Raw genomic sequence first — 25,932 nt, 5'->3', positions numbered from 1 at the left:
TCCTACCAAAGATTCAACGTGAAAAATATCTATCCCGGCCTGTTTGACGACTTGCCATTCTCGCTCGATGAAATCATCTGCGGCGTCGACGAGGCAGGCCGCGGTCCGCTGGCCGGCCCCGTGTTCGCCGCCGCCGTGATCCTCGACCCGAACCAGCCGATCGACGGCTTGCGCGATTCGAAAAAACTCAGCGAAGCGAAACGCGATTTGCTGGCGCCGCAGATCAAGGCCAAGGCCCTGGCCTGGGCCATCGCCGAAGCGTCGGAAGAAGAGATCGACCGCCTGAACATCCTGCAGGCGTCGATGCTGGCCATGCGCCGCGCCGTCGAGGCTTTGGCGACCGTGCCGACCCTGGCCCTGATCGACGGCAACCGCTGTCCTGTGATGCCGATACGCGGCATGGCCATCGTCGGTGGCGACGACAAGGTCGATTCGATTTCCGCCGCCTCGATCCTGGCCAAGACGGCGCGCGACGCGGCCCTCGTGCACCTGCATGCGGCCTATCCCGAATACTGCTTCGACCAGCACAAGGGCTATGGCACCAAGCTGCACCTCGAGCGATTGCACCTGCACGGCGCCTCGCCCGTGCACCGGCGCTCGTTCGCGCCCGTGCGCAACGTGATCGCCCTGTTTGGCGGACAGGAGGTGGCGGCATGAAGACGATCACTTCGCGCGACAATGCGCAATACAAGGATTTGCTGAAACTGGCGGGCAGTTCGCAGGCGCGCCGCAAGTCGGGCCGCACCTTGCTCGACGGCGTGCATCTGTGCCAGTCGTACCTGCAGCTGCGGGGCATGCCGGAACAGTGCATCGTCAGCGAAAGCGCCTTGCAGAACCCGGAAGTGGCGGACATCGTCGGCCAGCTGGAAAGCCAGCGCGCGCACGTACTGGGCTTGCCCGACGCGCTGTACCACGCGGTGAGCCAGGTCGAACACGGCGTGGGCGTAATGTTCCTCATCGAGACGCCGGAACGGGCCGTCACGCAGCCGCTGAGCGTGTCGGCCGTGCTGCTCGATAACCTGCAAGACCCGGGCAACGTGGGGTCGATTTTGCGCAGCGCGGCCGCCGCCGGCATCACGCAGGTCTACTGCAGCGCCGGCACGGCCTTCTGCTGGTCGCCGAAGGTGCTGCGCGCGGCGATGGGCGCGCACTTCGTGCTCGATATCTTTGAAAACGTCGACCTGGCGGCGTTGGTCTCGGAGGCCAAGGTGGCGACCCTGGCCACCAGCGGCTACGCCACGAAGCGGTTGTACGACGTCGACCTGCGCCAGCCCGTCGCCTGGCTGTTCGGCCATGAAGGGCAGGGCGTGGCCGACGATTTATTGTCGATGGCCACGCACCAGGTGGTCATTCCCCACCTGGGCCAGATCGAATCGCTGAACGTGGCCGCCTGCGCCGCCGTCTGCTTCTTCGAGCAGCTGCGCCAGGGCCAGTCCTGAACGGGGTAACCATGTCTTTTCCTCCGCTTGCCGATGGTGCCGTACGTGACGAGGCCTGGTGGCGCCAGGTCGCCGCGTTTTATCCCGCGCCGCCTGACGCCATCGTCAATCTCGAACATGGCTATTTCGGCGCCATGGCCAGCCCGGTGCACGCGGCGTTCGAACAGGCCGTGCGCTACACCAACGAGCAATTAAGTCCCTTCGTGCGCGGCGAATTCACGCGCACGCACGTGGACATTCTGCGCCAGCGCGTCGCCGCGCTGATCGGTGCGCAGCCGCACGAAATCCTGTTGACCCGCAGCGGCACCGAGTCCATGCAGGTGCTGATCACGCAGTACCACGGCCTGGCGCCCGGCGATACGGTGCTGTGGAGTAATCTCGACTTTCCTGCCATGCGCACGGCCATGCGCTGGCTGGCGCAGCGCCGCGGCGTCACCAGCACGCAAGTTCAATTGAGCTTGCCCATCGGCGACGACGAGATCATCGCCAGCTACGCGCAAGCCATGCGCCAGGCAGTCAAGCCCAAGTTGCTGCTGCTGTCGCAGGTGACGCCGGCCAACGGCCAGCAACTGCCGCTCAATGAGATCATGGCGCTGGCGCGCGAACACGGCATCGACGTGCTGCTCGACAGCGCCCATGCGCTGGGACAGGTCGACGTGGACGTGCAGGCCATGGGCATCGATTTCGCCGGTTTCAACCTGCATAAATGGCTGGGGGCGCCGGCGGGACTCGGTGTCGTGTATATCCGCGCGTCGCAGCTGCACAAGATCGAGCCGCACTATGGCGACGATGACTATCCGCTGGACGATATCCGCAGCCGCCTGCACATGGGCATGCCGCCGATCGGCGCCATCCTGGCCGCACCGGCCGCGCTGGACTTCCATGCGCGCCTGGGCGGCACGCCGGCCAAGAATGAACGCCTGGCCTGGCTGCGCGACTATTGGGTCAGCCGCGCCGCGCAACTGCCCGGCGTGCGCATGTTGTCTCCGCTCGATGCCAGGCGCGGCACGGCGCTGGTCGCCTTTGCCGTCGATGGCATGAGCGCGCGCGAACTGCAGCAAGCCTTGCTGCAGCGCTTTGGCGTATTTACCGTGCAGCGCAATATCGGCGATACCGATGTCGTGCGCGCCACGGTGGCCGCCACGACCACCACCGGTGAACTCGATCAGCTGGTGGCCGCGCTGACGGTGCTCTCCAGCGAAGTGAACTCCAGCCTGGCGAACACCTGACTAGACCACGCGCAGCAGGTCTGGCCAGGCGCTTTTCTCAATACTCGCGGCGGTTCGGTTTGATTTCCTGGAGGATGGTCGTGGAGATCTCCTCGATCGACTTGGTGGTCGACGACAGCCAGCGGATACCTTCGCGTTTCATCATCTTTTCCGCCTCGTTGACCTCGTAACGGCAATTTTCGATGGCCGCATACTTGCTTCCGGCGCGTCTTTCGTTGCGTATTTCCGACAAACGTTCGGGCGTAATGCTCAATCCGAAAATTTTATTCTTAAATTCCAGCAGGGCCGATGGCAGCTTGTCACGCTCGAAATCGTCGGGAATCAGCGGATAATTGGCCGCCTTGATCCCGTATTGCATGGCCAGATACAGACTGGTCGGGGTCTTGCCAGAGCGTGAAACACCCACCAGAATGACATCGGCCGAAGAGAGGTTCTTGTGCGACTGGCCATCGTCGTGCGCCAGCGAATAGTTGATCGCCTCGATGCGGTTCTTGTATTCCTCGCTGTCGACGATGTTGTGCGAGCGCCCGATGGTATGGGTGGACATCACGCCCAGTTCCTGCTCCAGCGGGGCGACAAAGGTCTGTATCAGGTCCATGTGCATGCCGCTGGACTTGCGGATCACGGCCGACAGGTCGTTCTTCACCAGGGTGGAGAAAATGATCGGACGCTGGCCGTCGCTGGCGAAGGCTTCGTTGATCTTGCGCGCCGCCTCATGGGCCTTGTCCATGGTGTCGATGAAGGGCAGGCGGATCTGGCGGAAGCGCAGATCGAATTGCGTGAGCACCGAGTGGCCGAACGTCTCGGCGGTGATGCCGGTGCCGTCGGAAACGAAGAAGACGGTGCGGGCCGCGGAGGGCAGAGGAGGGCGTGGATCTTGTGTCATGGGTTTTCGGATCAAGATTGTGCGTCGTCAATTTGCGCCGCACAAGGTAAAATGGCTGTAACGGTATGATTGTGCTGCACGACGCCAAGAATAACAAGAAGACTGTCTGTGCGCCGCGCGTAAAGATTTCTATCATCAGTAAGGGTGTCATTATGACCAACGCAGTATCGCAACAGCAGGACAAGGACGCGGTGTATGTTGCCTCGTTTGAGCATTTGCGCATGACGGATGTCGAATCCGTCGGCGGCAAGAACGCCTCCCTGGGCGAAATGATCAGCCAGCTGGCGGAAGCCGGCGTGCGCGTGCCCGGTGGCTTTGCCACCACGGCGCAGGCATTCCGCGATTTCCTGTCGTATAGCGCCAACGGCGGCTTGCCGCTGGCCGAACGCATCGCCCAGCGCCTCGAAGGGCTGAACATCGATGACGTGCGCTCGCTGGCGCAAGCCGGTGCCGAGATCCGTCAATGGATCGTGGAAACGCCATTCCAGCCACGCCTGGCCGCCGAAATCGACCAGTTCTACGCCAAGCTGGTGGCCGATTCCGACACGGAAATGTCGTTTGCCGTGCGTTCCTCCGCCACGGCGGAAGACTTGCCCGACGCGTCTTTTGCTGGTCAGCAAGAAACCTTCCTGAACGTGGTCGGCATCGACAACGTGCTCGAGGCCATGAAACAGGTGTTCGCCTCGCTGTATAACGACCGCGCCATCTCGTATCGCGTACATAAAGGCTTTACGCACGCTGAAGTGGCCTTGTCGGCCGGCGTGCAGCGCATGGTGCGTTCCGACCTGGGCGCGGCCGGCGTGATGTTCACCATCGACACGGAATCGGGCTTCAAGGACGTCGTCTTCGTCACGTCCAGCTATGGCCTCGGCGAAACCGTGGTGCAGGGCGCCGTCAATCCCGACGAATTCTATGTGCACAAGCCGATGCTGGAAAAAGGCAAGTCGCCCGTGATCCGCCGCAATATCGGCTCGAAGCTGCTGAAGATGGAATTTACGAACGAAGCGAAAGCTGGCCGTTCCGTGAAAACCGTCGACGTGCCCGTCGAAATGCGCAACCGCTATTCGCTGAACGACAGCGAAGTGGTGGAACTGGCCAAATACGCCGTCATCATCGAGAACCACTACGGCCGTCCGATGGACATCGAGTGGGGCAAGGATGGCCGCGACGGCAAGCTGTACATCCTGCAAGCGCGTCCCGAGACCGTCAAGTCGCAGCAAAAGGCGACCGACGTGCAGGAACGCTTCAAGCTGAAAAGCACGGGCACCGTGCTGACGTCCGGCCGCGCCATCGGCCAGAAGATCGGCGCCGGCCCCGTGCGCGTGATCCACGACCCGGCCGACATGGAGCGCGTGCAGCCAGGCGACGTGCTTGTTGCCGACATGACGGACCCGAACTGGGAACCGGTCATGAAGCGCGCTTCGGCCATTGTCACCAACCGCGGCGGACGTACTTGTCACGCAGCAATTATTGCCCGTGAACTCGGTGTGCCGGCCGTCGTCGGCTGCGGCGACGCGACCGACGTGCTGAAAGATGGCACGTTCGTCACCGTGGTCTGCTCCGAAGGCGACGAAGGCAAGATCTACGACGGCTTGCTGGAAACGGAAGTGTCGGAAGTGTCGCGCGGCGAATTGCCGAAGCTCGACACCAAGATCATGCTCAACGTGGGCAATCCGCAGCTGGCGTTCGACTTCCAGTCCGTGCCGAATGCGGGCGTGGGCCTGGCGCGCCTGGAATTCATCATCAATAACAATATTGGTGTGCATCCGCGCGCGATCCTGGAATACCCGAACATCGATGCCGACCTGAAAAAGGCCGTGGAATCGGTGGCGCGCGGCCACGCTTCGCCGAAGGCGTTCTACATCGACAAGCTGGCCGAGGGCATCGCCACCATCGCCGCCGCGTTCTGGCCGAAAAAAGTCATCGTGCGCCTGTCCGACTTCAAGTCGAACGAGTACAAGAAGCTGATCGGCGGTTCGCGCTACGAGCCGGACGAGGAAAACCCGATGCTGGGCTTCCGCGGCGCGGCGCGCTACCTGTCGGCCGACTTCTCCGAAGCGTTCAACATGGAATGCGAAGCGATGAAGCGCGTGCGCAATGACATGGGCCTGACGAACGTGGAAATCATGGTGCCATTCGTACGTACCCTGGGCCAGGCCGAGAAAGTCATCGACTTGCTGGCAAAAAATGGCCTGAAGCGCGGCGAGAATGACCTGCGCGTCATCATGATGTGCGAAGTGCCGTCGAACGCCATCCTGGCCGACCAGTTCCTCGACCATTTCGACGGCTTCTCGATCGGTTCGAACGACCTGACCCAGCTGACCCTGGGCCTGGACCGCGATTCCGGCATGGAATTGCTGGCGGCCGACTTCGACGAGCGCGATCCTGCCGTGAAAGCCCTGCTGGCCCTGGCCATCAAGGCTTGCCTGGCACGCGGCAAGTACATCGGCATTTGCGGTCAGGGGCCTTCGGACCATCCTGACTTCGCCGTCTGGCTGATGGAGCAGGGCATCGAATCGATGTCGCTCAATCCCGACTCGGTAATCGACACGTGGCAAAAGCTCGCTGCGCTGAAAGCGTAAGCGTCCTTCCGCCCCTTTAAAACCCGCTGCCGCTGACCCGGCAGCGGGTTTTTTTATGCCTGTCACGCGGCGCACGCCAGTATCCGATGGGCTTGCGCCAGATCAGCTAAAATGATTCCACCAATACATTGAAACAGGAGTTCACATGGCAAGCAAGAAACCGAGCAAAGTGGCAAAGATCGACATCGGCATTTCCGAAGCGGACCGCGCGAAGATTGCGGAAGGCCTGTCCGGCCTGCTGGCCGACAGCTACACCTTGTACCTGATGACCCATAATTTTCACTGGAACGTCAAGGGACCGATGTTCAACACCCTGCACCTGATGTTCATGACGCAATACACGGAGCAGTGGGCCGCGCTGGACCTGATTGCCGAGCGCATCCGCGCCCTCGGCTACCCGGCGCCGGGCACCTACAAGGAATTCGTCAAGCTGGCCTCGATCAAGGAAATCGACGGCGTGCCGCCGGCGCTGGAAATGGTCAGCCACCTGGTGTCGGCGCAGGAAGCGACCGCGCGTACGGCGCGCCGCCTGTTCCCGCTGCTGGAAAAAGCCAATGACCAGCCGACGGCCGACCTGATTACGCAGCGCCTGGATTTGCATGAGAAGACGGCGTGGATGCTGCGCAGCCTGCTGGAAGAGTAAATGCCTTTCCGGCGGCGCTAATTCGCCCTTGGCTATTGACGCCACCCGGAATTGCGTTAGACTGCTTGTATATAGGTGTTGGCAAGAATAATATCAGGCAGTACAGCGCATTAAACCCCGTCGCTTATATAGGCTGCGGGGTTTTTTATTTTCGGATTCAATAGGACGGAGGCATCATGGCTGAATGGGTAGGCTGGTTTGTGGCGGCTGGCGTGGTATTGATCCTGGAATTGTTCACGGGCACGTTTTATCTGCTGATGATCGCCATCGGCGTCAGTGCCGGGGGATTGGTGGCGCTGGCGGGTGGAAATGGCAGCTGGCAGGCCGTGACGGCGGCCATTGTCGGCGTGGCGGCCACCCTGTTATTGCGGCGCAGCCGTTTTGGCAAGGCGGCGCGGCGCGATGCGGCGCAGGATCCGAATGTGAATCTCGATATCGGCCAAAGCGTGGCCGTGGCGCATTGGGTTGATGGCGTGGCGCGCGTCATGTATCGCGGCGCCTTGTGGGATGTGGAATTGATACCCGGCAGCGACGCGCAGGCCGGTCATTACACCATACGTGCCGTGCGCGGCAGCCGTTTGATTGTTGGATAACCTGGAGAGTAGATTATGGAAGTAAACATTGGAAGCGTGTCGCTGATCTTGTTATTGCTGGCATTGGTATTTGTCTTCAAGACCGTCAATGTGGTGCCGCAACAGCATGCCTGGGTGGTCGAGCGTCTGGGAAAATTCCATGCCGTATTGGGGCCTGGACTGAATATCGTCGTGCCGTTTGTCGACCGCATCGCCTACAAGCATGTGTTAAAGGAAATTCCGCTCGACGTGCCGCCGCAGGTGTGCATTACGCGTGATAACACGCAATTACAGGTCGATGGCATTCTGTATTTCCAGATTACCGACGCCATGCGTGCTTCCTATGGCTCGTCGAATTATATTGCCGCCATTACGCAACTGGCGCAAACGACCTTGCGCTCGGTAATCGGCAAAATGGAACTCGACAAGACATTTGAAGAACGCGACCATATCAACACGGCCATCGTGAATGCCATCGATGAATCGGCGGCGAATTGGGGCGTCAAGGTATTGCGTTATGAAATCAAGGATTTGACGCCGCCCAAGGAAATCCTGCATGCGATGCAGGCGCAGATTACGGCCGAGCGTGAAAAGCGTGCGCTGATTGCCGCTTCGGAAGGGCGCAAGCAGGAGCAGATCAATATCGCCAGCGGCGAGCGCGAAGCGGCCATCGCCCGTTCCGAAGGCGAGAAGCAGGCCTCGATCAACCGGGCAGAAGGGCAGGCCACAGCCATCGTCGCGCTGGCGCAGGCCAGTGCCGAGGCGTTGCGCCAGGTGGGCGCGGCCATCCGCGAGCCCGGCGGTGAAGATGCCGTCAACCTGAAAGTGGCCGAGCAGTATGTGGGCGCCTTTGCGCAATTGGCGAAAACGAATAACTCGATTATCGTGCCGGCCAATCTGGGCGATATGAGCGGTTTGATCGCCACGGCGATGCAGGTGGTGAAAACCCAGAAGCCGAAAAGCGGCGTGGCGATTCCCTGATTGTCTGGTGAATAGCAAACTCGTAGCAAGTTAGTCGTCAAAACTGCCCGCCGTATCGCGGGCAGTTTTCATTTGCGCTATTGGAATATATGCTGGCAGCGGGGTTCGTGTATCGGCGCTTGAAGCAATAGCGTTGAAAATCTTTTCTCTATGCTATGCTGTGCGCACTTTCGGGATTATATGCTGTCGTGCGACGTTTATCTTTTTGATTGAAGTAGAATCTGCTGCACCGATGTCCGCGATGGATGTCGGGACGAGTTTGGTGCCGGTGCGCAATGGTCGATAGTATCGGCTCCGAGTATATTTTGAATTGCAATTTAGAATTACTATAATTTGCAATGAAGTACTGCGGAATAAAGGCGGCCGATGATGTCGTATTGAATCGCCGCCGCACAAAGCAGAGCTGCTTGCACGGATGGGTCCATGTGCGATGTCCGCCCCTTGATTGAAGAACTGCATCGCTTGAAAGCCGGGGAAGTAGGATTTTTGGTAAAAGAATTGTAAAAAACAATCAAATCTTCAAAAAAATTACCTCAGTCGCGTTACAATTGGATAGAATTTAACTGTTCAGTTATATTTTTCAACTCACACAAGGAAATATCATGGATCTGTCCAGCTTATCCCTGTCCGAACTGCGCACCTTGCAGGACGACATCAAGAAGCAAATGAAGAAACGCGAACAGGACGATCTGTCCAAAGCGCGCGAACAAATCCTGGCGATCGCCCAGAGCGTCGGTGTTTCCGTCAAAGATCTGGTTGGTACGGGTATCCGCGCTAAAACCGGTACCGTTGCCGTACGCTATCGCAATCCGGACGATGCGACGCAGCAATGGACTGGCCGTGGCCGTCAACCGAAATGGGTCAAAGAGTGGACCGATTCGGGCAAGTCGCGTGATCTGCTGAAGGTGTAATGTAATACGCCATTCATTCGGATGCTTGTCCTGTGCGGTAGGGCAGGTGTGATACAAGGCAGTATGCAAGCATCCGGAACTTTCCTGATTTATCGTCTTTGGCCAGGCAGGCAAAGCTGATTCCCATCGATTATCTCCGCGGTATTTTCGCTAATACCAGTCTTATTCCGTCGTATCTCTTCCTTTTCCTGTTTTATTCCCGCCGCGCCCAGTTATTTCTCGCGTGCCACGCGCAATCGGCAAAATAAAACCCGGCATATGGCCGGGCTTGTTGTTGCGATCGCAGCGCGCTGCATGCGCTGCCGGATCAGCGGCGGTGCGACTTCATTGCCGCCTGCACTTCGCGCGCGCCATCGCGGTCGCGTTCCGCCGCCCGCTTGTCGTGCTGCTTCTTGCCCTTGGCCAGGCCGATTTCGCATTTCACGCGGCCGCCCTTGTAGTGCAGGTTGAGCGGCACCAGGGTGTAGCCGGAGCGTTCCACCTTGCCGATCAGTTTATCCATTTCCGTACGGTGCAGCAGCAGCTTGCGCGTGCGTACGGCTTCCGGATGGATGTGGGTGGAAGCGGTCGGCAGGGCGCTGATATGCGCGCCGAACAGGAAGAGTTCATCGCCGCGGACGACGACGTAGGCTTCCTTGATTTGTACGCGGGCGTCGCGGATGGCTTTGACTTCCCAGCCTTCCAGCACGATGCCCGCTTCGTAGCGATCCTCGATAAAGTAGTCGTGGAAGGCTTTTCTGTTGTCTGCTATGGTCATGAGATGGTAAATGTGCGCGGGTCGGTTAAACTACTGTCTCGCGCAAGCGCGATAAAATCAAATGTATCCAACATCATAGCAAATGGTTCTTCAATGGCAGTAGTACATAAATCAGTTTTTCTCGGCTATAGCGCCGAACAAATGTTCGCGCTGGTGGCGGCGGTGGAGGATTATCCCAAATTCCTGCCCTGGTGCGGCGCGGTCGAGATTCGCGAGCGGGGCGAGAACACGGTCGTTGCCAGCGTGGGCATACATTACCACGGCGTGCGCCAAAGCTTCACCACGTCCAACGAGAACGTGCCGCCGACTTCCATCAAGATGAAGCTGGTGGACGGTCCTTTCAAGACCCTCGATGGCGTGTGGACCTTCAAGGCCCTGCGCGAAGATGCCTGCAAGATCGAACTGGATCTGCACTACGAGTTTTCCAGCCGCGTGTTGGAACAGATCATCGGCCCCGTCTTCGGCATGATCGCCAACAGCATGGTCGATTCCTTCTGCAAGCGCGCGGAGACCGTGTATGGCTGAGGTCAGCACGCATGGTATCACCGTGCAAGTCTGCCACGCCTTGCCCGATAGCAGCTTCCTGCGCGCCCTGACGGTGCCTGTGGGCACCACCATCGAGCAGGCGGTGGCGCAGAGCGGCTTGCTGCAGACCATCCCCGGCATCGACCTGGCCGTCAATATGGTCGGCATCTATGGCAAGAAGAAGCCATTGGATACCATCCTGCGCGAGCATGACCGGGTGGAAGTGTACCGGCCCTTGCAGGCGGACCCGAAAGAGGCGCGCCGGCGCCGCGCCGGGAGCAAGCCTGCCAAGGGCTGAGCGGACAGGGCGGTCGCTGCCTGGTGAGCGCCATTTTTTGCTATTTCCAAATATCTTTTCTATGCTGCAAGGACGGAGGGCGTTTTTTTCTGTATAATCTGCTTTTGCGCCAATAGGAAATGCTATGCGTCTACTTCAAAAAGCACTCACATTCGATGACGTGCTGCTCGTCCCAGCCTACTCCAACGTTCTGCCCGCCGATACGTCCCTCAAAACTCGCCTGACCCGCAATATCACCTTGAATATCCCCTTGCTGTCCGCAGCCATGGATACGGTGACGGAAGCCCGTCTGGCGATCGCGATGGCACAGGAAGGCGGCATCGGCATCATCCACAAGAATTTGAATCCGAAGGACCAGGCACGTGAAGTGGCCCGCGTAAAGCGTTTCGAAGCAGGTGTGCTGCGTGATCCGATCACGATCCCGCCGGAAATGAAAATCCGCGACGTGATCGCCCTGACGGAACAATACGGCATCAGCGGTTTCCCTGTCGTCAAGGGCAAGGAAGTCGTCGGCATCATCACCAACCGCGATTTGCGCTTTGAGCAGGAACTCGACGCGGAAGCTTCCGCCAAGATGACCCCGCGCGAAAAGCTGGTGGTCGTCAAGGAAGACGCCGATACGGCCGAAGCCAAGCGCCTGATGAACAAGCACCGCCTCGAGCGCGTGCTGGTCGTCAACGACGCGTTCGAACTGCGCGGCCTGATCACCGTCAAGGATATCCAGAAGTCGACATCGCACCCGTTCGCGTCGAAAGACAGCCAGGGCAAACTGCTGGTCGGCGCTGCCGTCGGCGTGGGCGCCAAGGATGAAGAGCGCATCGACCTGCTGGTCGCTGCCGGCGTCGACGTGCTGGTGGTCGACACGGCCCACGGTCACTCGCAAGGCATCCTGGACCGCGTGAAGTGGATCAAGACCAAGTACCCGCAAGTCGAAGTGATCGGTGGCAACATCGCTACCGCCGCCGCCGCCAAGGCGCTGGTCGAATACGGCGCCGATGCGGTCAAGGTCGGCATCGGTCCTGGCTCGATCTGCACCACGCGTATCGTCGCCGGTGTGGGCGTGCCGCAAATCACGGCCATCTCGAATGTTGCCGAAGCACTGGAAGGCACGGGCGTGCCATGTATCGCCGACGGCGGTATCCGCTTCTCGGGCGATATCTCGAAAGCGCTGGCCGCTGGCGCCTCGACCGTCATGATGGGTTCCATGTTTGCCGGTACGGAAGAAGCACCGGGCGAAGTGATCCTGTACCAGGGCCGCAGCTACAAATCGTACCGCGGCATGGGTTCGCTGGGCGCCATGTCCGATGGTTCGGCTGACCGTTATTTCCAGGACGCCACCATGAAGGCCGACAAGTTCGTGCCGGAAGGTATCGAAGGCCGCGTGGCCTACAAGGGCAGCGTGCTGGCGATCATCTTCCAGCTGGTGGGCGGCGTGCGTCAATCGATGGGTTACTGCGGTTGCGCCACCATCGACGAACTGCGCGAAAAAGCGGAATTCGTGGAAATCACTTCGGCCGGCATGCGCGAGTCGCATGTCCATGATGTGCAGATCACGAAAGAAGCGCCAAATTATCGCTCCGAGTAAGCGGTAACGAAAGTCCAGACCGGCGCCCAGTGCGCCGGTTTTGCAATTGACCTTGAATAAAGCTCCGACCATGCATTCTAAAATCCTCATTCTCGATTTCGGTTCCCAAGTCACCCAGTTGATCGCCCGCCGCGTGCGCGATTCCGGCGTGTTTTCCGAAGTCTACCCGTATGACGTCAGCGACGAATTCGTGCGCAACTATGGCGCCGCCGGCGTGATCCTGTCGGGCAGCCACAATTCCACCCTGGACGGCGACTCGCCGCGCGCGCCGCAAGCCGTGTTCGAGCTGGGCGTGCCCGTGCTGGGCATCTGCTACGGCATGCAAACCATGGCGGCCCAGCTGGGCGGCAAAGTGGAAAACGGCCTGGTGCGCGAATTCGGCTACGCCGAAGTGCGCGCCCGCAACCACACCAAGTTGCTCAACGGTATCGCCGACTTCGTCACCGACGAAGGCCACGGCATGCTGAAAGTGTGGATGAGTCATGGCGACAAGGTGCTGGAAATGCCGCCAGGCTTCAAGTTGATGGGCAACACCCCGAGCTGCCCGATCGCCGCCATGGCCGACGAAGAACGCCAGTTCTACGGCGTGCAATTCCACCCGGAAGTGACGCACACGGTGCAGGGCAAGGCCATGCTCGGCCGTTTCGTGCATGAAATCTGCGGCTGCAAATCGGACTGGAACATGCCCGACTACATCAGCGAAGCGGTGGAAAAGATCCGCGCGCAAGTCGGTACCGACGACGTCATCCTGGGCCTGTCCGGCGGCGTCGACTCGTCCGTCGCGGCAGCGCTGATTCACCGCGCCATCGGTGACCAGCTGACCTGCGTTTTCGTCGACCACGGCCTGCTGCGCCTGGACGAAGGCAAGATGGTGATGGACATGTTCGCCAAGAACTTGGGCGTGAAAGTCATCCGCGTCGATGCGGAAGAGCAGTTCATGGGCCACCTGGCCGGCGTGACCGATCCCGAGCAAAAGCGCAAGATCATCGGCCGCGAATTCGTCGAAGTGTTCCAGGTCGAATCGGGCAAGCTGGTCAACGCCAAATGGCTGGCGCAAGGCACGATTTACCCGGACGTCATCGAATCGGCGGGCAAGGGCAAGAAAGGCCAGACCATCAAGAGCCACCATAACGTGGGCGGCTTGCCGGACACCATGAAGCTGAAATTGCTCGAACCCTTGCGCGAACTGTTCAAGGACGAAGTGCGCAAACTGGGCGTCGCCCTGGGCTTGCCGCATGACATGGTCTACCGCCACCCGTTCCCGGGCCCGGGCTTGGGCGTGCGCATCCTCGGCGAAGTCAAGAAAGACTACGCCGACCTGCTGCGCCGCGCCGATGCCATCTTCATCGAAGAACTGCGCAACACGCCGTATGAGCCGGTCGTAGTGCCTGGCTTCGACCAGGATAGCGTTCCGACCAACTGGTACGAAGCGACGAGCCAGGCTTTCGCCGTGTTCCTGCCCGTCAAATCGGTGGGCGTGATGGGCGATGGCCGCACCTACGAATACGTGGTGGCCCTGCGCGCCGTGCAGACGCAAGACTTCATGACAGCCCACTGGGCACACCTGCCGCACAGCCTGCTGGGCAAGGTCTCGAACCGCATCATCAACGAAGTGCGCGGCATCAACCGCGTCGTCTACGATATCTCGGGCAAGCCGCCGGCGACCATCGAGTGGGAATAATCTCCCATCCGGCACCGTAAGGTAACGCCGGGTCATTGAAACAGCTAAGCCCCTGATTTTTCAGGGGCTTTTTTTATTTTGTTTGGCAAACGCAAGCAAGCCACGGCAGAGCCAAGCGCGGCTTTTTGTGGGTATGTTTGTAGGTACTCAAATTGCCGTGAAGAATATTTAACATTTGGTTCTTACTGTCCATTTCCACGGCGAGGGTATCAATGAGGGTATTTTTTGTGCTAAGTAGTTGATTTTAAAGTTAATTTTAGGTTCCTGGAAACCTCGGCGGGGTGAGGGTATCTGGGCCTCGTCGATGGTGATCAAGGTGACTTTTTCGCACTCACTGATTGATTGTTTGAAATGCGTCCGGTGCCGGTACAGACTTGTGAATGAATGGGAGGTGCCCATGTTGACCGATACGAAATTGAAAAATCTGAAACCTGCAGAAAAAGCCTACAAGGTGCCGGATCGCGATGGTATGTATGCAACGGTCCTTCCCAGTGGCACGATCTCGTTTCGCTATAACTACCGCGTCAATGGCCGATACGAAACCTTGGTGCTTGGACGGTACGGGGCCGGTGGTTTGAGTTTGCAAGAGGCGAGGGAGCGCCTGCAGGAAGCGAAGAAAGCGCAATCGGAAGGCAAGTCCCCGTCGCGGCTCAAAGCCCAATCGCGCAATCAGCTGGCCGATGGGGAGCCTTTCAGCGTGTGGGCCGAACGTTGGTTAGTAAAGTACAAAATGGCGGAGTCGACGCGGGATATGCGGCGCTCGGTGTACGAACGCGATCTGAAACGCCCATTTGGCAGTCTCCTGCTGCATGAGATTACGCACAACGAGTTGCGTTCCGTCTGCGATGCCATCCTCGCACGTGGCGCCCCTGCGACGGCCGTGCATGCGCGCGATATCGTTAAACTGGTCTATAAGTATGCGGAACAACGAGGGCAACAACTCATCAACCCGGCGGATCTGGTGGCTCCTTCGTCTATTGCCGTATTTGAGCCGCGCGACCGCGCGTTGGGTGCCGAAGAGATCGCGCTGTTCTACGAATATATCGAATACGTGCAGTGCGCGCCGACCTTGCGCCTGGCTTGCAAATTACTGTTGCTCACCATGGTGCGTAAGTCCGAACTGACGGACGCAACATGGACTGAGGTCAATTTTACCGATGCTCTGTGGACCATTCCGGCCAGGCGGATGAAGCGTCGCAATCCCCATAACGTCTATCTGTCACGCCAGGCGCTCGATATGTTCGTCGCGCTACGTACCTGCGCGGGTACGTCCCCTTACATTTTGCCGTCGCGCTATGACCCGGATGTGCCGATGAATGGCGCTTCGCTTAATCGTATTCTGGTGTCTGTCTGCGCCATGGCGCGACACTGCGGGAAGCCGCTGGCCGACTTTTCGCCGCATGATTTGCGGCGAACGGCATCGACCCTGCTGCATGAAGCCGGTTACAACACCGATTGGATCGAAAAATGTCTCGCACACGAGCAGAAGGGAGTGAGAGCTGTGTACAACAAGGCTGAATACTCAGTCCAGCGCCGGACCATGCTGCAGGAGTGGGCAGACATGATCGACGCCTGGACAAAGCCGAGAGATTAAGGTGTTACTTGGAAGGGCGGCGTGGTACTGGGTGTGCCTGCGGCACGCCGGGCAGACGGGCGGCCGTCTGCTGTTCGGCGATCCATGCGTCCACCTCTTTGAGGTCCCAGGCAACCAAGCGCGAGGTAATGGTAAAGCGCCGGGGAAATTGCCCTCTTTTTTCAAGGTTCAGGATGGTGCGCTCGCATAGCGGCACTTTTTGCAGCAACTGGCGGCGTTTGATGAGAACCCGGCCCGGTACCTTGAGTTCGCTCTCGGTCAGGACACGTCCAACGCGAGGTGGGCGGCCGACTTGCGGGGTGGAGCGACGCCGGCGTATGAGACCGCCGACATATGCCCGCTGGCCAGCGGTAGGGAGCATCGAGGTGGCAAAGGGCGATGGGTTCGAAGGGGGGATGTATTTCATGATGACTTGTCTCCATGAGCGATGAAAGATGAAAGATGATTCTGCGCCATGGTGTCTGTGCTGATCATGGACATCAAGTTGAAAACCGGCTTAGTCAGCTGGCAATTCAAGGCATTTGGTGGTTGGCACGAGACCTATGTCAGTGACGCGTGGTGGATGGACGATCACTCTGTGAGAAACGGTTGCCGTGGCCATCGGCATAGCCTACGGGATGTCTTCTCCGCTCCGGACCCTTGTGAGGTGTCCCTGTGCGTCGAACACTGGTTACCGCGCTACTGCGATGCTGCTGACAGCGTAGGCCGGAACAACAGAGGTGGGCAGTGCGCTGGACGGCTTTTAGCGTTGGCACGAACATCTCTTTGAAAAGGTGGAGCGTGCCGGCACAGGAACGCCATTCAATACAGAGCGGCGCATGTGTGGCAATGATGTCCAGCGCGATGCTATGGCTGAGTCCGTAAAATTCCCGCTCTTCGTCTGTTAAAACCCCACATGCCAGCACCACCTTGTCGTGAGCATGGCACCATTCGATTAGGCGCCGGACATCCTGCGGGACGAACCTGGATACCTGCTCGATCACTATTGTTTCTATGCCGCTTGGTAGTTGCGGCATATCCAGAGGCGACATGCCGTCGCCCCCTGGTTCCACTCGATAGGACGGACCAAACGCGGTTTGCATCGCCGCTAAGCACCATGCCGGTGCTGCTGGCGCTTCACTGCGGAGTAACATTGTGAGGCACATGGCATCCTCCGTGCCGGCTGGTTGATGTAATAGTCTTCCTATCCGGGATGCCGGTAGGAAGGCTTGTAAGGCTCGTCAGGGGCTTGTCGGCACTTCGTCGCCAAACGGAGTGGCTGGAGTGCTTAAAACGCGCCCAGGGACCGGATTTGGCTCTGGGTGGTCTGGTGATTGATGCGCTCCATTGAAGGCGGACGAGCCAGCTGAGCCATCGCCCGGGGAGGGCGGAGTGCTCGGTGCGGTGGGTTTGCGCTCGGATACGGGCAGGGCATTGATGCGTTTGAGTAGACCGAGGGACAGCGCGCGCGTGGTGGCGGTCACTGCCCGTACGGTTTTCTTGATCTGCGATTTTTCGTTGATCAGTTCGCTTGTCGAGATCGCCTCATCAATGCACAAGGTTTCGAGCATGGGCATGAGCTGGTCGACTTTGCTGATCAATTCCAGTAAGCGCCTGCCGAACATGGAAAACACTTTCGCTTCGATGGCAAGTGGTTCGATGTCGTAGCTAGCCAAGTCGTTGATGTCGTGTTGATGGCACAGTTTTTCGAAAGCGACGATACGCTGGTTCGCCAGGGCGACGCGCGCGTCGAGCATGGTGCGCAATTCCTGTTCCACTTTGTCGACATCCTCGGCTGGTAATTTCATCCTGGCAAAGACGGAAATAAAATGGAAATTCGCTTGTGATACATAGAAGCAACGCAAGTACAAGCGCTTGCCTTCTGGACTGGCGAGCGTGATATTGACTTTGCGGCTCGCTGATTCGACGCGTGTCAGATCGGCGACGGCCTCCTTGGCCAGCAACTTCCTGTTGGTTTCGCCTTGATCACGCGTGACGATCAAATGGGTGGGAGCTGGGTGGTTCATGATGATGTCCTCAATAATGCCCATGGGGCTACATGACATGGTGTACTCGCTATTCTGGTGATTCAAGAGGAATGCACGGAGCTTTGGACGCGTATTTGCGAGTACTACGTACGTCAGCTAAGGAATGTCGAAAGACGTTCTGATGCGTATGCAACAGCGTGTTTCTACATCCGCCAATGTGCCGGTAGCATTTTTCGTCGAACCTAAGTTGACACGCAGGTGAGGGCAGCCTAAAGTCAGTCAATGTTCGCAGTAGCTAGCCCTGCATCGTCCGGCAAGCCTTATCAATTGCGCCTAGCGCGCCGCAGTACCGATTGGATAGTCTCCTGTTACCAGGTGCGACGTCCGTATTCCTGAATGCCGAGAGTGTTTTGACGCGCCACGCGCACCGCGCAGTTACGTCAAAGCACTTTGCATGCGTTTTCAGGACGGTAGCTGGCATCCCCGCCGAAACGGCATCAGCCGACAGTATCAAGCCAGTCAATTGAAGTTCCGGTGCGTCGCAGCAACCGGATGATTTATTTCCCCCTTTGGGACGATGCGTCCCGCGAGGGAGTCGCCTCGTCTCTCTTTCTTGTGCGAGGCAATCATGAGCAGATCTCAGATCAACCATTGTCGCGTCCTTCAGGGTAGGACCACACCTTCCCGTCCGGGCGTGTTACGGGCACCTGTGAGCAAGGTATCGGCGTGCGAAAGCCACGACGATGTGATTGAATTTTCAGAAGAGGAGTTGGTGGCATTGCACTGGTGGCTATTACGCAAAGTAAGTTTGCTCAGCGACCCACGCACGCCGCTGGATGAGAAGTTTGAACTGGTTCGTTGGGTGTTCACGGATCCGGTTCGCGATACGCAGCCGTTTTCCTTCGTCAATTGCGTGAAGGTGGTGAGTGGTAGTCCGTTGTCGCAGCTGCCGTTCATTGGCGCCGTTGATGCGCAGGAAGTGCGCGATTGGATTGGTTCCCATTTGTGCCGCTGGTTTATGAGTGCGCTGCACGACTATCCTGCGTGGGTTCGCCAAGCTGTCATGGCAAAGCCGGATTGGATTTCGGAGAACTTATTCAAAAATCCACAATGGATGAATGAGCAGATCAAGCTTCATGAGTCCGATCTTTTTGCTTCGTTGAATTTAACGGAGGATGTGGATTGCTTGAATGGCCATGGCGCTAAGGATGAACGCTTGGCTGGCAAGAAGGGAGAGCGCCATGCGTGATGCCACCATTGCCGTCGCATTTCCTCCCGCGCGCTTTTGTCGGATACGGGACATCGACGATTTGACGTTCAGCGTCAAGGAAAGCGAGATTGTTGCTGGACAGCAGGGTCGTGTTTTCTACCTCGGACAAGCACTACGGTCAGTACGGTTGTCCCTGGTGCCGGGTGGCTTTCAGGTCGACCCACAGCGTGGCCGGCCGGAGCGAAGAGAAATATTTCTCACTTTTAACGAACTGCTGTCGGGGCGAGTTGGCCTTGCCATTGAGCATGGGGGGCTGTTTACGCGTCGCGTGTCGTACAGGAGCGTAGGCAATTCTCTCGGGGTCTACCTGGGGAGGTCAACATGAATAGAAGCAAGGAAGAATTCAACGCGCATTTTCAGCAGGTCAAAGAGCGCGCGTTCGGCCGGTGGAAGGAAATCCTGCTGGCGCTGGGCGTGGATGCAAAAGTGCTCAACCAACGCAATCAGCCGTGCCCATTGGGTGATTGCGGTGGCACTGACCGGTTTCAATACACGGACAAGTTTGGCCACGGTAATTATATTTGCCGTGGCTGCGGCGCCGGTGGCGGCTTTAAGTTGCTGATGGGCTGCCTAGGACTGAATGCGGTTGATGCGCTGAGTAGGGTGGATGCCTACCTTGGTACTACTGCGCCTAGGCCGCTGATCTCGCTCGCTCAGGACTCCTGCGCGGAACGCAAAAGCTTGATTCGGAAAATGTTGGCCGAAACGGTGCCAGTGTCGCCGGGAGACGAGGTTGACAGGTATCTACGGAACCGTGGGGTGAGCCTGGAGCGGTATCCAACGACGCTGCGTATGCATCCTGCGTTGGGTTACTACGAGCGCAATTTCGCCACTGGCCAAGCCGTGATGGTTCGACGGTACCCTGCCATGGTGGCCTGCGTGCAGGACAAGAGCGGCCACACGGTGTCGTTGCATCGGACATATTTAAGCAATGGCGAGAAGGCCCGCGAATGCGCGGTCAAGAAGCTGCTGTGTGCTGGGATAGGTGGTGCGGCAATTAGACTCGCGCCATCCACAGAGGAATTGGCGGTGTGTGAAGGCATCGAGACGGCGCTGGCGGTCATGAAGCGCTCGCATCAGCCGGTGTGGGCGGGGATGAGTGCTGGAAACCTGGAAAAGCTGTGGATCCCGGAAACAGTCAAACACCTACGAATTTATGCCGACAACGATGCGCATGCATTTTTTGATGGGCAGGCTGCGGCCTATAGCCTTGCGCGACGCTACCTAAAATCCCATGCAGGGCGGGCAGGGAGATTGGCCGAGGTGTTTGTGCCGAAGTCGGCGGGCGCCGATTGGGCAGAGGTGCTACTGACGATTTCACACCGTACGTGCCATGCGGCGTGAGGTGCTCAGCGCAAAGCAGTGAAGTTGGCGCGGCGGCCGTTTGGTCGCCGCATGTTGGCGCAATAGTGCGCCCACGTGGAACTCAGTGAATTCCGCGTGCTTGACCCTGCGGGGGATGCGCTCCCGCCAGGGCGTTGCATCGCCCGCTTTTTTCATGGAGGTTGTGATGAAAACAGGACGTCCTTTGGAACAACTCGTCGTCGAACTTGAGCGGCAGGCGGCGCTCAAGAAGGACATGATCGTGCCGGCGACGAAGCTGGTGAGCGAGACGACAGCGGCAGGGCAGTGCAATCTCGTCATTGACGAACCCTATGGCAAAAAGCGCTACCTGATGAACGATTTTGCCTGCGCGCAGCTGGCAAAGAAACTGGATATCCCGCTGCTGTATTTTAAGCGCATGCGTTCGTTTGATACGGAACTGCTTGATGAAAATATCAATGCGTGGTTCAGAATTTGCGCCAAAGATAGCTATATGGTGCGTACCTTGGCGGGACGGGCCAGAGCCTTTTTGTCGTCGCGCTTCCGTCGGCTGGACAACATCGATCTGGCCCAGAGTATTTTGCCGATCTTGCTCAAACTGCCCGGTGCCCGTTTTGAGTCGGTGGAGCTGACTGAAACCAAGATGTATTTCAAGGTGGTCAGTGCCGAGGTGACGCATGAAGTGGCACCAGGTGACGTATTGCAGGCCGGCGTGGTGGTCAGCAACTCGGAAATCGGCGTGGGACGGCTGCGGGTCGAGCCGTTGATTTATCGCCTGAAGTGCAGCAATGGGCTGATCGCTTGTGAGCGCTCGATGCGGAAAAATCATGCTGGGCGTTTACTGGAGTGTGGCGATGACGTTGTTCTGCAAGATGACACAGTCGAGGCCGAAGATCGCGCGATCTTTCTGAAAGCGCGGGACATGGTGCAGACTGCGGTGTCGGAGACCACCTTTCAACTGATATCGGAGAAGATGCGCAGGACCATGGGCATCACATTGACGGGAGATCCGGTGAAGGCAGTGGAGGTATTAGCGAATCGCTTCGTATTAAATGAGTCGGAGCGGGCAGGCGTGTTACGCCATTTGATTGCCGAACAGCAGCTGAACGGCTATGGACTGCTCAATGCGGTGACAGGTTACTCGCAGGAAGTGGATGACTATGATCGTGCCACTGAGTTCGAGGAGATCGGTGGAAAGATGTTGGAGTTGTCGGGTAAGGAATGGCAACAGATCGTCGAAGCTGCCTAATTTGGTCGCGGCATGGTTGAAAAACCCCGGGGGCGTCTTTTCGCCACCGGGGAGTAGTATTAAGCGACTGCGGAGCAACGCACATTGCCATCACACTGTAGATCGATGTCGTGTTCATCTGTGGACCGGAATTTGATCTCCTACAGGTGTTTGAAATCAAAGGATCGAAGGGCTGGCATCTTGGAGGAAAAATGATTACTGCGCTGCTTCAAGTAGCGCGCTGCGATATGATTTTTTCAATGACATAAATGCTGTTGGACATAGGTTTTCAGCTGCTTTGAAGGTTTTAGCACAGTAGTTTGGCTTGTCGCCCTCTAGTAGCGCTGCGCCGCTATCGAGCACTGTGAGCGTTGGCCCGAAATGGATTCCCTTGCTCAGCTCATTCAGGGCGCCTAACTGATCCGAATTGCTCTGCATGATGCAAGCCATCACTCCGAATTCCTGTAGTTTTCGAAGCTCTGCTGACCTGACATCGCAGTGCGATTCCATCGTGCCAAAATCATAAAGAACGGCACTATATGCGGCCTGAAGATCCACATTAAGAGCCCTACTGTTGTTTAGAATTGCTACTAGTCCAATGGGAAGAATGACGACTGCGCATGCTAGTTGGAAGATCGGGTTCGTCAGGGAGTCAACGATGCCCGAATACCAAGCAAGAACGGCATATGCGGTTGTCAGAGCAATTGCAAGTGCAGCGATTAACTGTCCATGCCAGAGGGCGGTTCCTGTAGAAATAAGACCAATAATAAGTAATACCGAAGCTACGACGCTGTGCATGTGTTCTCAATTAGATGAATTATTACAAGATATTGAATGGGACGTTAGCTGCCTATTGGCCCGTAGATTGTGATGTTAGAGGGTTGAAAAATTTAGTACATTCTTGACGCGCCCGACGATTTTTAACGTGCTTGCGACTTTGGCCATTTTCACCATGGTTGGTTTGTAGCGCGGGTTCTCGCAGCGTAGGAGTAGACCGTCGCCCACCACGATCTCTACGTGTCTCACAAATACCTTTTCCTGATATTCAAGTACGTAGATGCCATTGATATCTATTTCGTGGACACACGCATCAAAGAAATACAACGATCCTTCCTGGATTAACGGGGCCATGTCATCGCCACGCATTAGGCCGGCTAAGTCGGTGTCATTGAGCGATGCAGCCTTTGCCAGTAAATGGCCGATCCAGTCAAAGGGCGGAACCGCCTGGCCATACACTTGTTGGCGCACGCCAGGCGTTAATTGTTGCCGTGGGAAAGGGATGCGATGCGACGTCAATCCCAGTATCCAGTTTGCGTCCATATCGAGCTGTAGGCAGACAATGGCGAGGGATTTTAGGTCGGGCAGACCTGGTTTTTCTTCGTCGATCCAGCGTGCCACTGTTTGCAGCGCTCGCCCGGTAATGTCACTGAGGAAGTGCTCGCGCTGGTTTGGAAGTACTTCCCGTCGGTCGAGTTCTGCAATCAGCCGTTGCCGGACACCAGGGACGATATCAACGTCGAGTTCGCGGACGGCATCTTTAGTAAGCGGGATGTTATTGCTTATCGTCACCATTTTTGTCTCCTGGCAGGGGTAAAGTGAGAGACCTTGGTTTATTTGTAGATTATTTGTAGCAGTTGTTACGATCAGGTTTTCATTTGGTTGAGTTTGATTTTAGGGCGGGAATCGCATTTCCTCCAGCGAAATTTTGCCAAAGCGCACATAAATATTTTAATTCGATTAGCAGTTGCTATTGACCTTTGGATTTTTGCGGAGTAGTCTTTTTTAATGTGCTATTGCCTTTGCGCGCAGTCCTCGTACCCATGACTTCGCCTATCAGTTGAGCGACACGGCAGATGTGCACAGCGGAAACCGGATGAATGACCACGCCCCGCCATTGCGGGGCAAAGCGGGGTGGACCATGGAAGACGCGATTCGATACACGGAAGTGCAGTACCTCAACTTGAATTATTTACTCACTATCCAGGTGGGTCTGAAGCATGACCCCCTGGCCACTTGTTGCACCTATCACCTTGACACTGCATCAGCCGAGACGCTCGCGGCAATGAGTGTTGACTCATTGCAACTATTGGCTGCGAACATGTCGCATGAAAGCCTGTTTAAGCCGATCGCTAATTTTAAAACTCTCCTTGAAACGCCGCCCGTTTTGGCCATGACGTTGTGCCGCGTCGGGAATATTGATCCGGTTCTCGCCCGTGGCGCAGCGCGTGTCGGCCAGGCCGCTGCAGCTCAAGTTCGTATGCCATAGGTGACCTATGGCATACGAACATGCGGAGCGGCACATACAGGCCCTGCAGCTTGCAAAGTCCTGTGTCGAACTGGGTGCGCGGATGAAAACCGTCGCCTACTTGACCGGATTGAGTGGAACACTGCTGCGAGAATATTTCTACAATGACCGGGCGGCCACCGGAGGGCGATGGCCTAGTTCGCAGGATTGGTACCATATGGCAACGCTGGTGCAACGTGCTGAGGCGTCACTGATTGCTACTATTTTTCAGTTTTTGCGCGCACAACATGCATGTTCGGCACGCAAGGCCATGGTCTGCGCCTACAAGATGTATCGAGAGCGATGGAACGGTCGCTCCAGTATCTCGTTCGACCGTGCTTTCGAATTGATCGCTAGTGTGGAGGGGATCTGGACCCAACAATCATCGCAGTTGGCTCTGCATATCTGCGCGCGGTGCCGTTGTCGTTATCTGATCGCGCTCGGGGACACATCGGCGGATCACACCGGATGCGTTTTTTGCAAGCTCGTCAAACGCTATGCCACTGATTCCCGTATCCAATCGAGCTTTGCTGGCAAACCTGACTTACGCATGTCCCCAGTACGGATTCAATCACCGGATCGCCTGCTCAGTGATTCCCTATAGTTGAGCAGTAGTGGTTGTGCGCATTTACCGAACATTAGGTTGAGTGCACGGAACAACTATCGTACTTGCTCTGAAAGTAACAACCTCGTACACTCCGCCATTTTTATGGTCCGCTATCGGCCTATTGTGTTGAAAATGTCGAGCGGCAACCATTTCGGGATGCCTAGAACCTCTAAGCAGTCGGTGATCGTTCAATAGCGGCGGTTCTGGCCAGTCGAGGCTGACAGGTTTTCTATCTAAACATCAACGTACCGGCGTTTTTCAACACAATAGGCCAGGAGCGGCCATTCCCCGTGCCGTCAACTCGACTACTTAGACGCTGCGCGTTTCGGCGATAGTACTCTTAACATTTGGACCACTTAGGAGATTTTACTGATGTTCAACTTTTTCAAGAAGCCGCTACCGCCATCGCCGTTAGAATCCCAGCCGAAACCCCGCGCGGTGCTTCCGACCTATGTGACCGACAAGGTTGTCGTGCTGAGCAAGGCCGGTCCGAGCATCCGCAATACATATGAAATCCGGCTCGCGTTATTTATGGCTAAGTCTCGAAATCTCCGCTTCATTCTCGCGGTGCGACCTTGCACCTTGGTTGAGACATCCGTTCGGGATCTACTGGCCGAACATGATGGGCTGATTGAGGAGACACAAATGGGTGATTTTTGTGTGTCCGTTGGGTGGGGCTACGAAGAGGGGGAAAATGAGGGGTGGGTACTTGGAGACGCTGCGGCGCTTGCTGCCTTAGTGGGAGAGGTCCGATCCGGTCGCCTGCGGGAATTTCTTATTCCGGGGGGGCGCGTAGCGGGAGCAGATCTCACCGAAATGGCAGCGGAGCTGCGGCAAGAGAGCTTGTCTGCTACGAACATCGACAAGGAGCCAGTGCAAGAAGCCCTTCTAAGCCTGATTGCAAACGCAAGCAGGAATGGCGGCACCCTGTTCATTCAATAGTCGGGCTGCGGCGACGCTAATGCGGTAGTTGTATAACTCTAGAAAAAAAATGCCCCTTTGGGCCCAACTCGGCACTTGAACGGTGCGCCGACCCGGCTGCAGCGTTAGCTGGCACCATGTGGAAAGATACGCATGAAATTGCTTGCGAGGTTTGAGCAAGGCAAGCTGCCCACCAATTCGTGTGCGAATGGCTGCTTTGGGGGCGAAAGCGGACGTACACGGCAGTCAGGCATAGAACGGCCAGCGTGCTCTTTGTAGAGTAGTCCCGCTTGTTTCAGCATTGCCGACCGATAAGCTCCGATCTAATGTCGCGGCTCACCTTTCTTTAGATCTAGCGTCGCCAATAGGTGGTTCGCTACCTATCAATGATCAAACCAAGTTGAGCGGTATCTTGTTCGTGCTCTGATCTGAAATATCTTGGGTGTATTTGCCTGCCGCGCGAGCTCGGACGAGGGAGCAGCAAGCCCTACTGGCGTCGACGACACGAATGGAGCAGCCGGAATCTTGCAGGGGGATTGTAGCGGCGAATTCCTCTATATGTTGTCGATGAATGATCGCAGTAGAAGTCAGGCTTTCACTTGGATGTAGGTCGATTTGCATAGCCATAATGCTCATGTAGCCACGTGAG

General features: G+C 57.3%; 25 protein-coding genes. 19 read left to right on the top strand and 6 right to left on the bottom strand.

Annotation, left to right across the window (positions count from 1 at the left end; all coding sequences use genetic code 11):
• Window positions 1–18: 18 nt before the first annotated feature.
• Genes rnhB through BLU39_RS18390 form a run of 3 tightly spaced genes read left to right on the top strand, consistent with a single transcriptional unit; the run spans window position 19 to window position 2,668 of the window.
• Window positions 19–657: a ribonuclease HII gene (gene rnhB, locus BLU39_RS18400; RefSeq protein WP_070304017.1), complete on the top strand. Its 639-nt coding sequence runs from the start codon at window positions 19–21 to the stop codon at window positions 655–657.
• A complete protein-coding gene (locus tag BLU39_RS18395; protein WP_092715551.1) occupies window positions 654–1,439 on the top strand; it encodes a TrmH family RNA methyltransferase in 786 nt (261 codons plus the stop codon). The genes rnhB and BLU39_RS18395 overlap by 4 nt, the downstream gene beginning before the upstream one ends.
• Before the next feature lie 11 nt (window positions 1,440–1,450).
• Window positions 1,451–2,668, top strand: a complete 1,218-nt coding sequence (locus BLU39_RS18390) for an aminotransferase class V-fold PLP-dependent enzyme (protein ID WP_092715548.1) — start codon at window positions 1,451–1,453, stop codon at window positions 2,666–2,668.
• A 37-nt stretch (window positions 2,669–2,705) separates the two neighbouring features.
• Here the strand turns inward: BLU39_RS18390 and BLU39_RS18385 are convergent, their stop codons facing one another.
• On the bottom strand, window positions 2,706–3,554 hold the full coding sequence (locus BLU39_RS18385; protein WP_092715546.1) for a posphoenolpyruvate synthetase regulatory kinase/phosphorylase PpsR: 849 nt from the start codon (window positions 3,552–3,554) through the stop codon (window positions 2,706–2,708).
• Between the two features lie 152 nt (window positions 3,555–3,706).
• On the opposite strand from BLU39_RS18385, the gene ppsA reads away from it, so the two are divergent.
• The 5 genes from ppsA to BLU39_RS18360 all read left to right on the top strand — a co-directional run bounded on the left by ppsA (window position 3,707) and on the right by BLU39_RS18360 (window position 9,243).
• Entirely contained in the window at window positions 3,707–6,136 is a 2,430-nt protein-coding gene (gene ppsA / locus BLU39_RS18380; protein ID WP_092715773.1) for a phosphoenolpyruvate synthase, read from the top strand.
• Window positions 6,137–6,281: 145 nt separating this feature from the next.
• Complete coding sequence (locus BLU39_RS18375; protein ID WP_046684974.1) at window positions 6,282–6,779, top strand: Dps family protein; 498 nt, start codon at window positions 6,282–6,284, stop codon at window positions 6,777–6,779.
• Between the two features lie 176 nt (window positions 6,780–6,955).
• Complete coding sequence (locus BLU39_RS18370; RefSeq protein ID WP_092715544.1) at window positions 6,956–7,372, top strand: NfeD family protein; 417 nt, start codon at window positions 6,956–6,958, stop codon at window positions 7,370–7,372.
• Between the two features lie 15 nt (window positions 7,373–7,387).
• On the top strand, window positions 7,388–8,332 hold the full coding sequence (locus BLU39_RS18365; RefSeq protein WP_092715542.1) for an SPFH domain-containing protein: 945 nt from the start codon (window positions 7,388–7,390) through the stop codon (window positions 8,330–8,332).
• Window positions 8,333–8,934: 602 nt separating this feature from the next.
• A complete protein-coding gene (locus tag BLU39_RS18360) occupies window positions 8,935–9,243 on the top strand; it encodes an H-NS histone family protein (RefSeq protein ID WP_010397665.1) in 309 nt (102 codons plus the stop codon).
• Between the two features lie 307 nt (window positions 9,244–9,550).
• On the opposite strand, the gene smpB is transcribed toward BLU39_RS18360, so the two are convergent.
• Window positions 9,551–10,000 carry an SsrA-binding protein SmpB gene (gene smpB / locus BLU39_RS18355; protein WP_034752217.1) on the bottom strand — a complete coding sequence of 150 codons (450 nt, stop codon included), beginning with the start codon at window positions 9,998–10,000 and terminating at the stop codon, window positions 9,551–9,553.
• A 93-nt stretch (window positions 10,001–10,093) separates the two neighbouring features.
• On the opposite strand from smpB, the gene BLU39_RS18350 reads away from it, so the two are divergent.
• From BLU39_RS18350 to BLU39_RS18330, 5 genes are all read left to right on the top strand, one after another.
• Window positions 10,094–10,525, top strand: a complete 432-nt coding sequence (locus BLU39_RS18350; protein WP_035818194.1) for a type II toxin-antitoxin system RatA family toxin — start codon at window positions 10,094–10,096, stop codon at window positions 10,523–10,525.
• A complete protein-coding gene (locus BLU39_RS18345) occupies window positions 10,518–10,823 on the top strand; it encodes an RnfH family protein (protein WP_092715540.1) in 306 nt (101 codons plus the stop codon). The genes BLU39_RS18350 and BLU39_RS18345 overlap by 8 nt, the downstream gene beginning before the upstream one ends.
• A gap of 124 nt (window positions 10,824–10,947) precedes the next feature.
• Complete coding sequence (gene guaB / locus BLU39_RS18340; RefSeq protein ID WP_092715538.1) at window positions 10,948–12,408, top strand: IMP dehydrogenase; 1,461 nt, start codon at window positions 10,948–10,950, stop codon at window positions 12,406–12,408.
• Between the two features lie 70 nt (window positions 12,409–12,478).
• Window positions 12,479–14,089: a glutamine-hydrolyzing GMP synthase gene (gene guaA / locus BLU39_RS18335; protein ID WP_092715535.1), complete on the top strand. Its 1,611-nt coding sequence runs from the start codon at window positions 12,479–12,481 to the stop codon at window positions 14,087–14,089.
• A gap of 397 nt (window positions 14,090–14,486) precedes the next feature.
• On the top strand, window positions 14,487–15,683 hold the full coding sequence (locus tag BLU39_RS18330; protein WP_092715771.1) for a tyrosine-type recombinase/integrase: 1,197 nt from the start codon (window positions 14,487–14,489) through the stop codon (window positions 15,681–15,683).
• A 4-nt stretch (window positions 15,684–15,687) separates the two neighbouring features.
• Here the strand turns inward: BLU39_RS18330 and BLU39_RS18325 are convergent, their stop codons facing one another.
• On the bottom strand, window positions 15,688–16,089 hold the full coding sequence (locus BLU39_RS18325; protein WP_254789007.1) for a helix-turn-helix transcriptional regulator: 402 nt from the start codon (window positions 16,087–16,089) through the stop codon (window positions 15,688–15,690).
• Window positions 16,090–16,903: 814 nt separating this feature from the next.
• Window positions 16,904–17,689, bottom strand: coding sequence for a DUF1845 domain-containing protein (locus tag BLU39_RS18320; protein WP_139178364.1), 786 nt, complete (start codon window positions 17,687–17,689; stop codon window positions 16,904–16,906).
• Window positions 17,690–18,359: 670 nt separating this feature from the next.
• Between BLU39_RS18320 and BLU39_RS18315 the strand changes: the two genes are divergently transcribed.
• The 3 genes from BLU39_RS18315 (at window position 18,360) to BLU39_RS18300 (ending at window position 21,492) form a co-directional block, all read left to right on the top strand.
• On the top strand, window positions 18,360–18,899 hold the full coding sequence (locus tag BLU39_RS18315; protein ID WP_139178362.1) for a hypothetical protein: 540 nt from the start codon (window positions 18,360–18,362) through the stop codon (window positions 18,897–18,899).
• 342 nt (window positions 18,900–19,241) lie between these two features.
• Window positions 19,242–20,264 carry a DUF7146 domain-containing protein gene (locus BLU39_RS18305; protein WP_092715526.1) on the top strand — a complete coding sequence of 341 codons (1,023 nt, stop codon included), beginning with the start codon at window positions 19,242–19,244 and terminating at the stop codon, window positions 20,262–20,264.
• Window positions 20,265–20,430: 166 nt separating this feature from the next.
• A complete protein-coding gene (locus BLU39_RS18300) occupies window positions 20,431–21,492 on the top strand; it encodes a DUF932 domain-containing protein (protein WP_092715767.1) in 1,062 nt (353 codons plus the stop codon).
• Between the two features lie 195 nt (window positions 21,493–21,687).
• On the opposite strand, the gene BLU39_RS18295 is transcribed toward BLU39_RS18300, so the two are convergent.
• Together BLU39_RS18295 and BLU39_RS18290 are read right to left on the bottom strand one after the other, a co-directional pair.
• Complete coding sequence (locus BLU39_RS18295) at window positions 21,688–22,269, bottom strand: hypothetical protein (protein ID WP_092715524.1); 582 nt, start codon at window positions 22,267–22,269, stop codon at window positions 21,688–21,690.
• A gap of 75 nt (window positions 22,270–22,344) precedes the next feature.
• On the bottom strand, window positions 22,345–23,043 hold the full coding sequence (locus BLU39_RS18290) for a S24 family peptidase (RefSeq protein ID WP_092715522.1): 699 nt from the start codon (window positions 23,041–23,043) through the stop codon (window positions 22,345–22,347).
• Window positions 23,044–23,344: 301 nt separating this feature from the next.
• Between BLU39_RS18290 and BLU39_RS18285 the strand changes: the two genes are divergently transcribed.
• The 3 genes from BLU39_RS18285 to BLU39_RS18275 all read left to right on the top strand — a co-directional run bounded on the left by BLU39_RS18285 (window position 23,345) and on the right by BLU39_RS18275 (window position 25,304).
• On the top strand, window positions 23,345–23,737 hold the full coding sequence (locus tag BLU39_RS18285) for a hypothetical protein (RefSeq protein WP_092715520.1): 393 nt from the start codon (window positions 23,345–23,347) through the stop codon (window positions 23,735–23,737).
• Window positions 23,738–23,744: 7 nt separating this feature from the next.
• A complete protein-coding gene (locus BLU39_RS18280; protein WP_092715518.1) occupies window positions 23,745–24,359 on the top strand; it encodes a FlhC family transcriptional regulator in 615 nt (204 codons plus the stop codon).
• Between the two features lie 375 nt (window positions 24,360–24,734).
• Entirely contained in the window at window positions 24,735–25,304 is a 570-nt protein-coding gene (locus BLU39_RS18275; RefSeq protein WP_092715516.1) for a hypothetical protein, read from the top strand.
• Window positions 25,305–25,932: the final 628 nt, after the last annotated feature.

It is taken from the genome of Janthinobacterium sp. OK676, from assembly GCF_900103595.1.
GTDB lineage: Bacteria > Pseudomonadota > Gammaproteobacteria > Burkholderiales > Burkholderiaceae_D > Janthinobacterium.
The sequence above is the reverse complement of the archived record's forward strand: the minus strand, read 5'-3'. Positions and strand labels throughout refer to the sequence as shown.

Excerpts from the sequence above, each read along its gene's own strand:
- BLU39_RS18395 (WP_092715551.1), top strand. The coding sequence starts at position 654 with ATGAAGACGATCACTTCGCGCGACAATGCGCAATACAAGGATTTGCTG.
- BLU39_RS18390 (WP_092715548.1), top strand. The coding sequence starts at position 1,451 with ATGTCTTTTCCTCCGCTTGCCGATGGTGCCGTACGTGACGAGGCCTGG.
- BLU39_RS18385 (WP_092715546.1), bottom strand. The coding sequence starts at position 3,554 with ATGACACAAGATCCACGCCCTCCTCTGCCCTCCGCGGCCCGCACCGTC.
- ppsA (WP_092715773.1), top strand. The coding sequence starts at position 3,707 with ATGACCAACGCAGTATCGCAACAGCAGGACAAGGACGCGGTGTATGTT.
- BLU39_RS18375 (WP_046684974.1), top strand. The coding sequence starts at position 6,282 with ATGGCAAGCAAGAAACCGAGCAAAGTGGCAAAGATCGACATCGGCATT.
- BLU39_RS18370 (WP_092715544.1), top strand. The coding sequence starts at position 6,956 with ATGGCTGAATGGGTAGGCTGGTTTGTGGCGGCTGGCGTGGTATTGATC.
- BLU39_RS18365 (WP_092715542.1), top strand. The coding sequence starts at position 7,388 with ATGGAAGTAAACATTGGAAGCGTGTCGCTGATCTTGTTATTGCTGGCA.
- BLU39_RS18360 (WP_010397665.1), top strand. The coding sequence starts at position 8,935 with ATGGATCTGTCCAGCTTATCCCTGTCCGAACTGCGCACCTTGCAGGAC.
- smpB (WP_034752217.1), bottom strand. The coding sequence starts at position 10,000 with ATGACCATAGCAGACAACAGAAAAGCCTTCCACGACTACTTTATCGAG.
- BLU39_RS18350 (WP_035818194.1), top strand. The coding sequence starts at position 10,094 with ATGGCAGTAGTACATAAATCAGTTTTTCTCGGCTATAGCGCCGAACAA.
- BLU39_RS18345 (WP_092715540.1), top strand. The coding sequence starts at position 10,518 with ATGGCTGAGGTCAGCACGCATGGTATCACCGTGCAAGTCTGCCACGCC.
- guaB (WP_092715538.1), top strand. The coding sequence starts at position 10,948 with ATGCGTCTACTTCAAAAAGCACTCACATTCGATGACGTGCTGCTCGTC.
- guaA (WP_092715535.1), top strand. The coding sequence starts at position 12,479 with ATGCATTCTAAAATCCTCATTCTCGATTTCGGTTCCCAAGTCACCCAG.
- BLU39_RS18330 (WP_092715771.1), top strand. The coding sequence starts at position 14,487 with ATGTTGACCGATACGAAATTGAAAAATCTGAAACCTGCAGAAAAAGCC.
- BLU39_RS18325 (WP_254789007.1), bottom strand. The coding sequence starts at position 16,089 with ATGAAATACATCCCCCCTTCGAACCCATCGCCCTTTGCCACCTCGATG.
- BLU39_RS18320 (WP_139178364.1), bottom strand. The coding sequence starts at position 17,689 with ATGAACCACCCAGCTCCCACCCATTTGATCGTCACGCGTGATCAAGGC.
- BLU39_RS18305 (WP_092715526.1), top strand. The coding sequence starts at position 19,242 with ATGAATAGAAGCAAGGAAGAATTCAACGCGCATTTTCAGCAGGTCAAA.
- BLU39_RS18300 (WP_092715767.1), top strand. The coding sequence starts at position 20,431 with ATGAAAACAGGACGTCCTTTGGAACAACTCGTCGTCGAACTTGAGCGG.
- BLU39_RS18295 (WP_092715524.1), bottom strand. The coding sequence starts at position 22,269 with ATGCACAGCGTCGTAGCTTCGGTATTACTTATTATTGGTCTTATTTCT.
- BLU39_RS18290 (WP_092715522.1), bottom strand. The coding sequence starts at position 23,043 with ATGGTGACGATAAGCAATAACATCCCGCTTACTAAAGATGCCGTCCGC.
- BLU39_RS18285 (WP_092715520.1), top strand. The coding sequence starts at position 23,345 with ATGAATGACCACGCCCCGCCATTGCGGGGCAAAGCGGGGTGGACCATG.
- BLU39_RS18280 (WP_092715518.1), top strand. The coding sequence starts at position 23,745 with ATGGCATACGAACATGCGGAGCGGCACATACAGGCCCTGCAGCTTGCA.
- BLU39_RS18275 (WP_092715516.1), top strand. The coding sequence starts at position 24,735 with ATGTTCAACTTTTTCAAGAAGCCGCTACCGCCATCGCCGTTAGAATCC.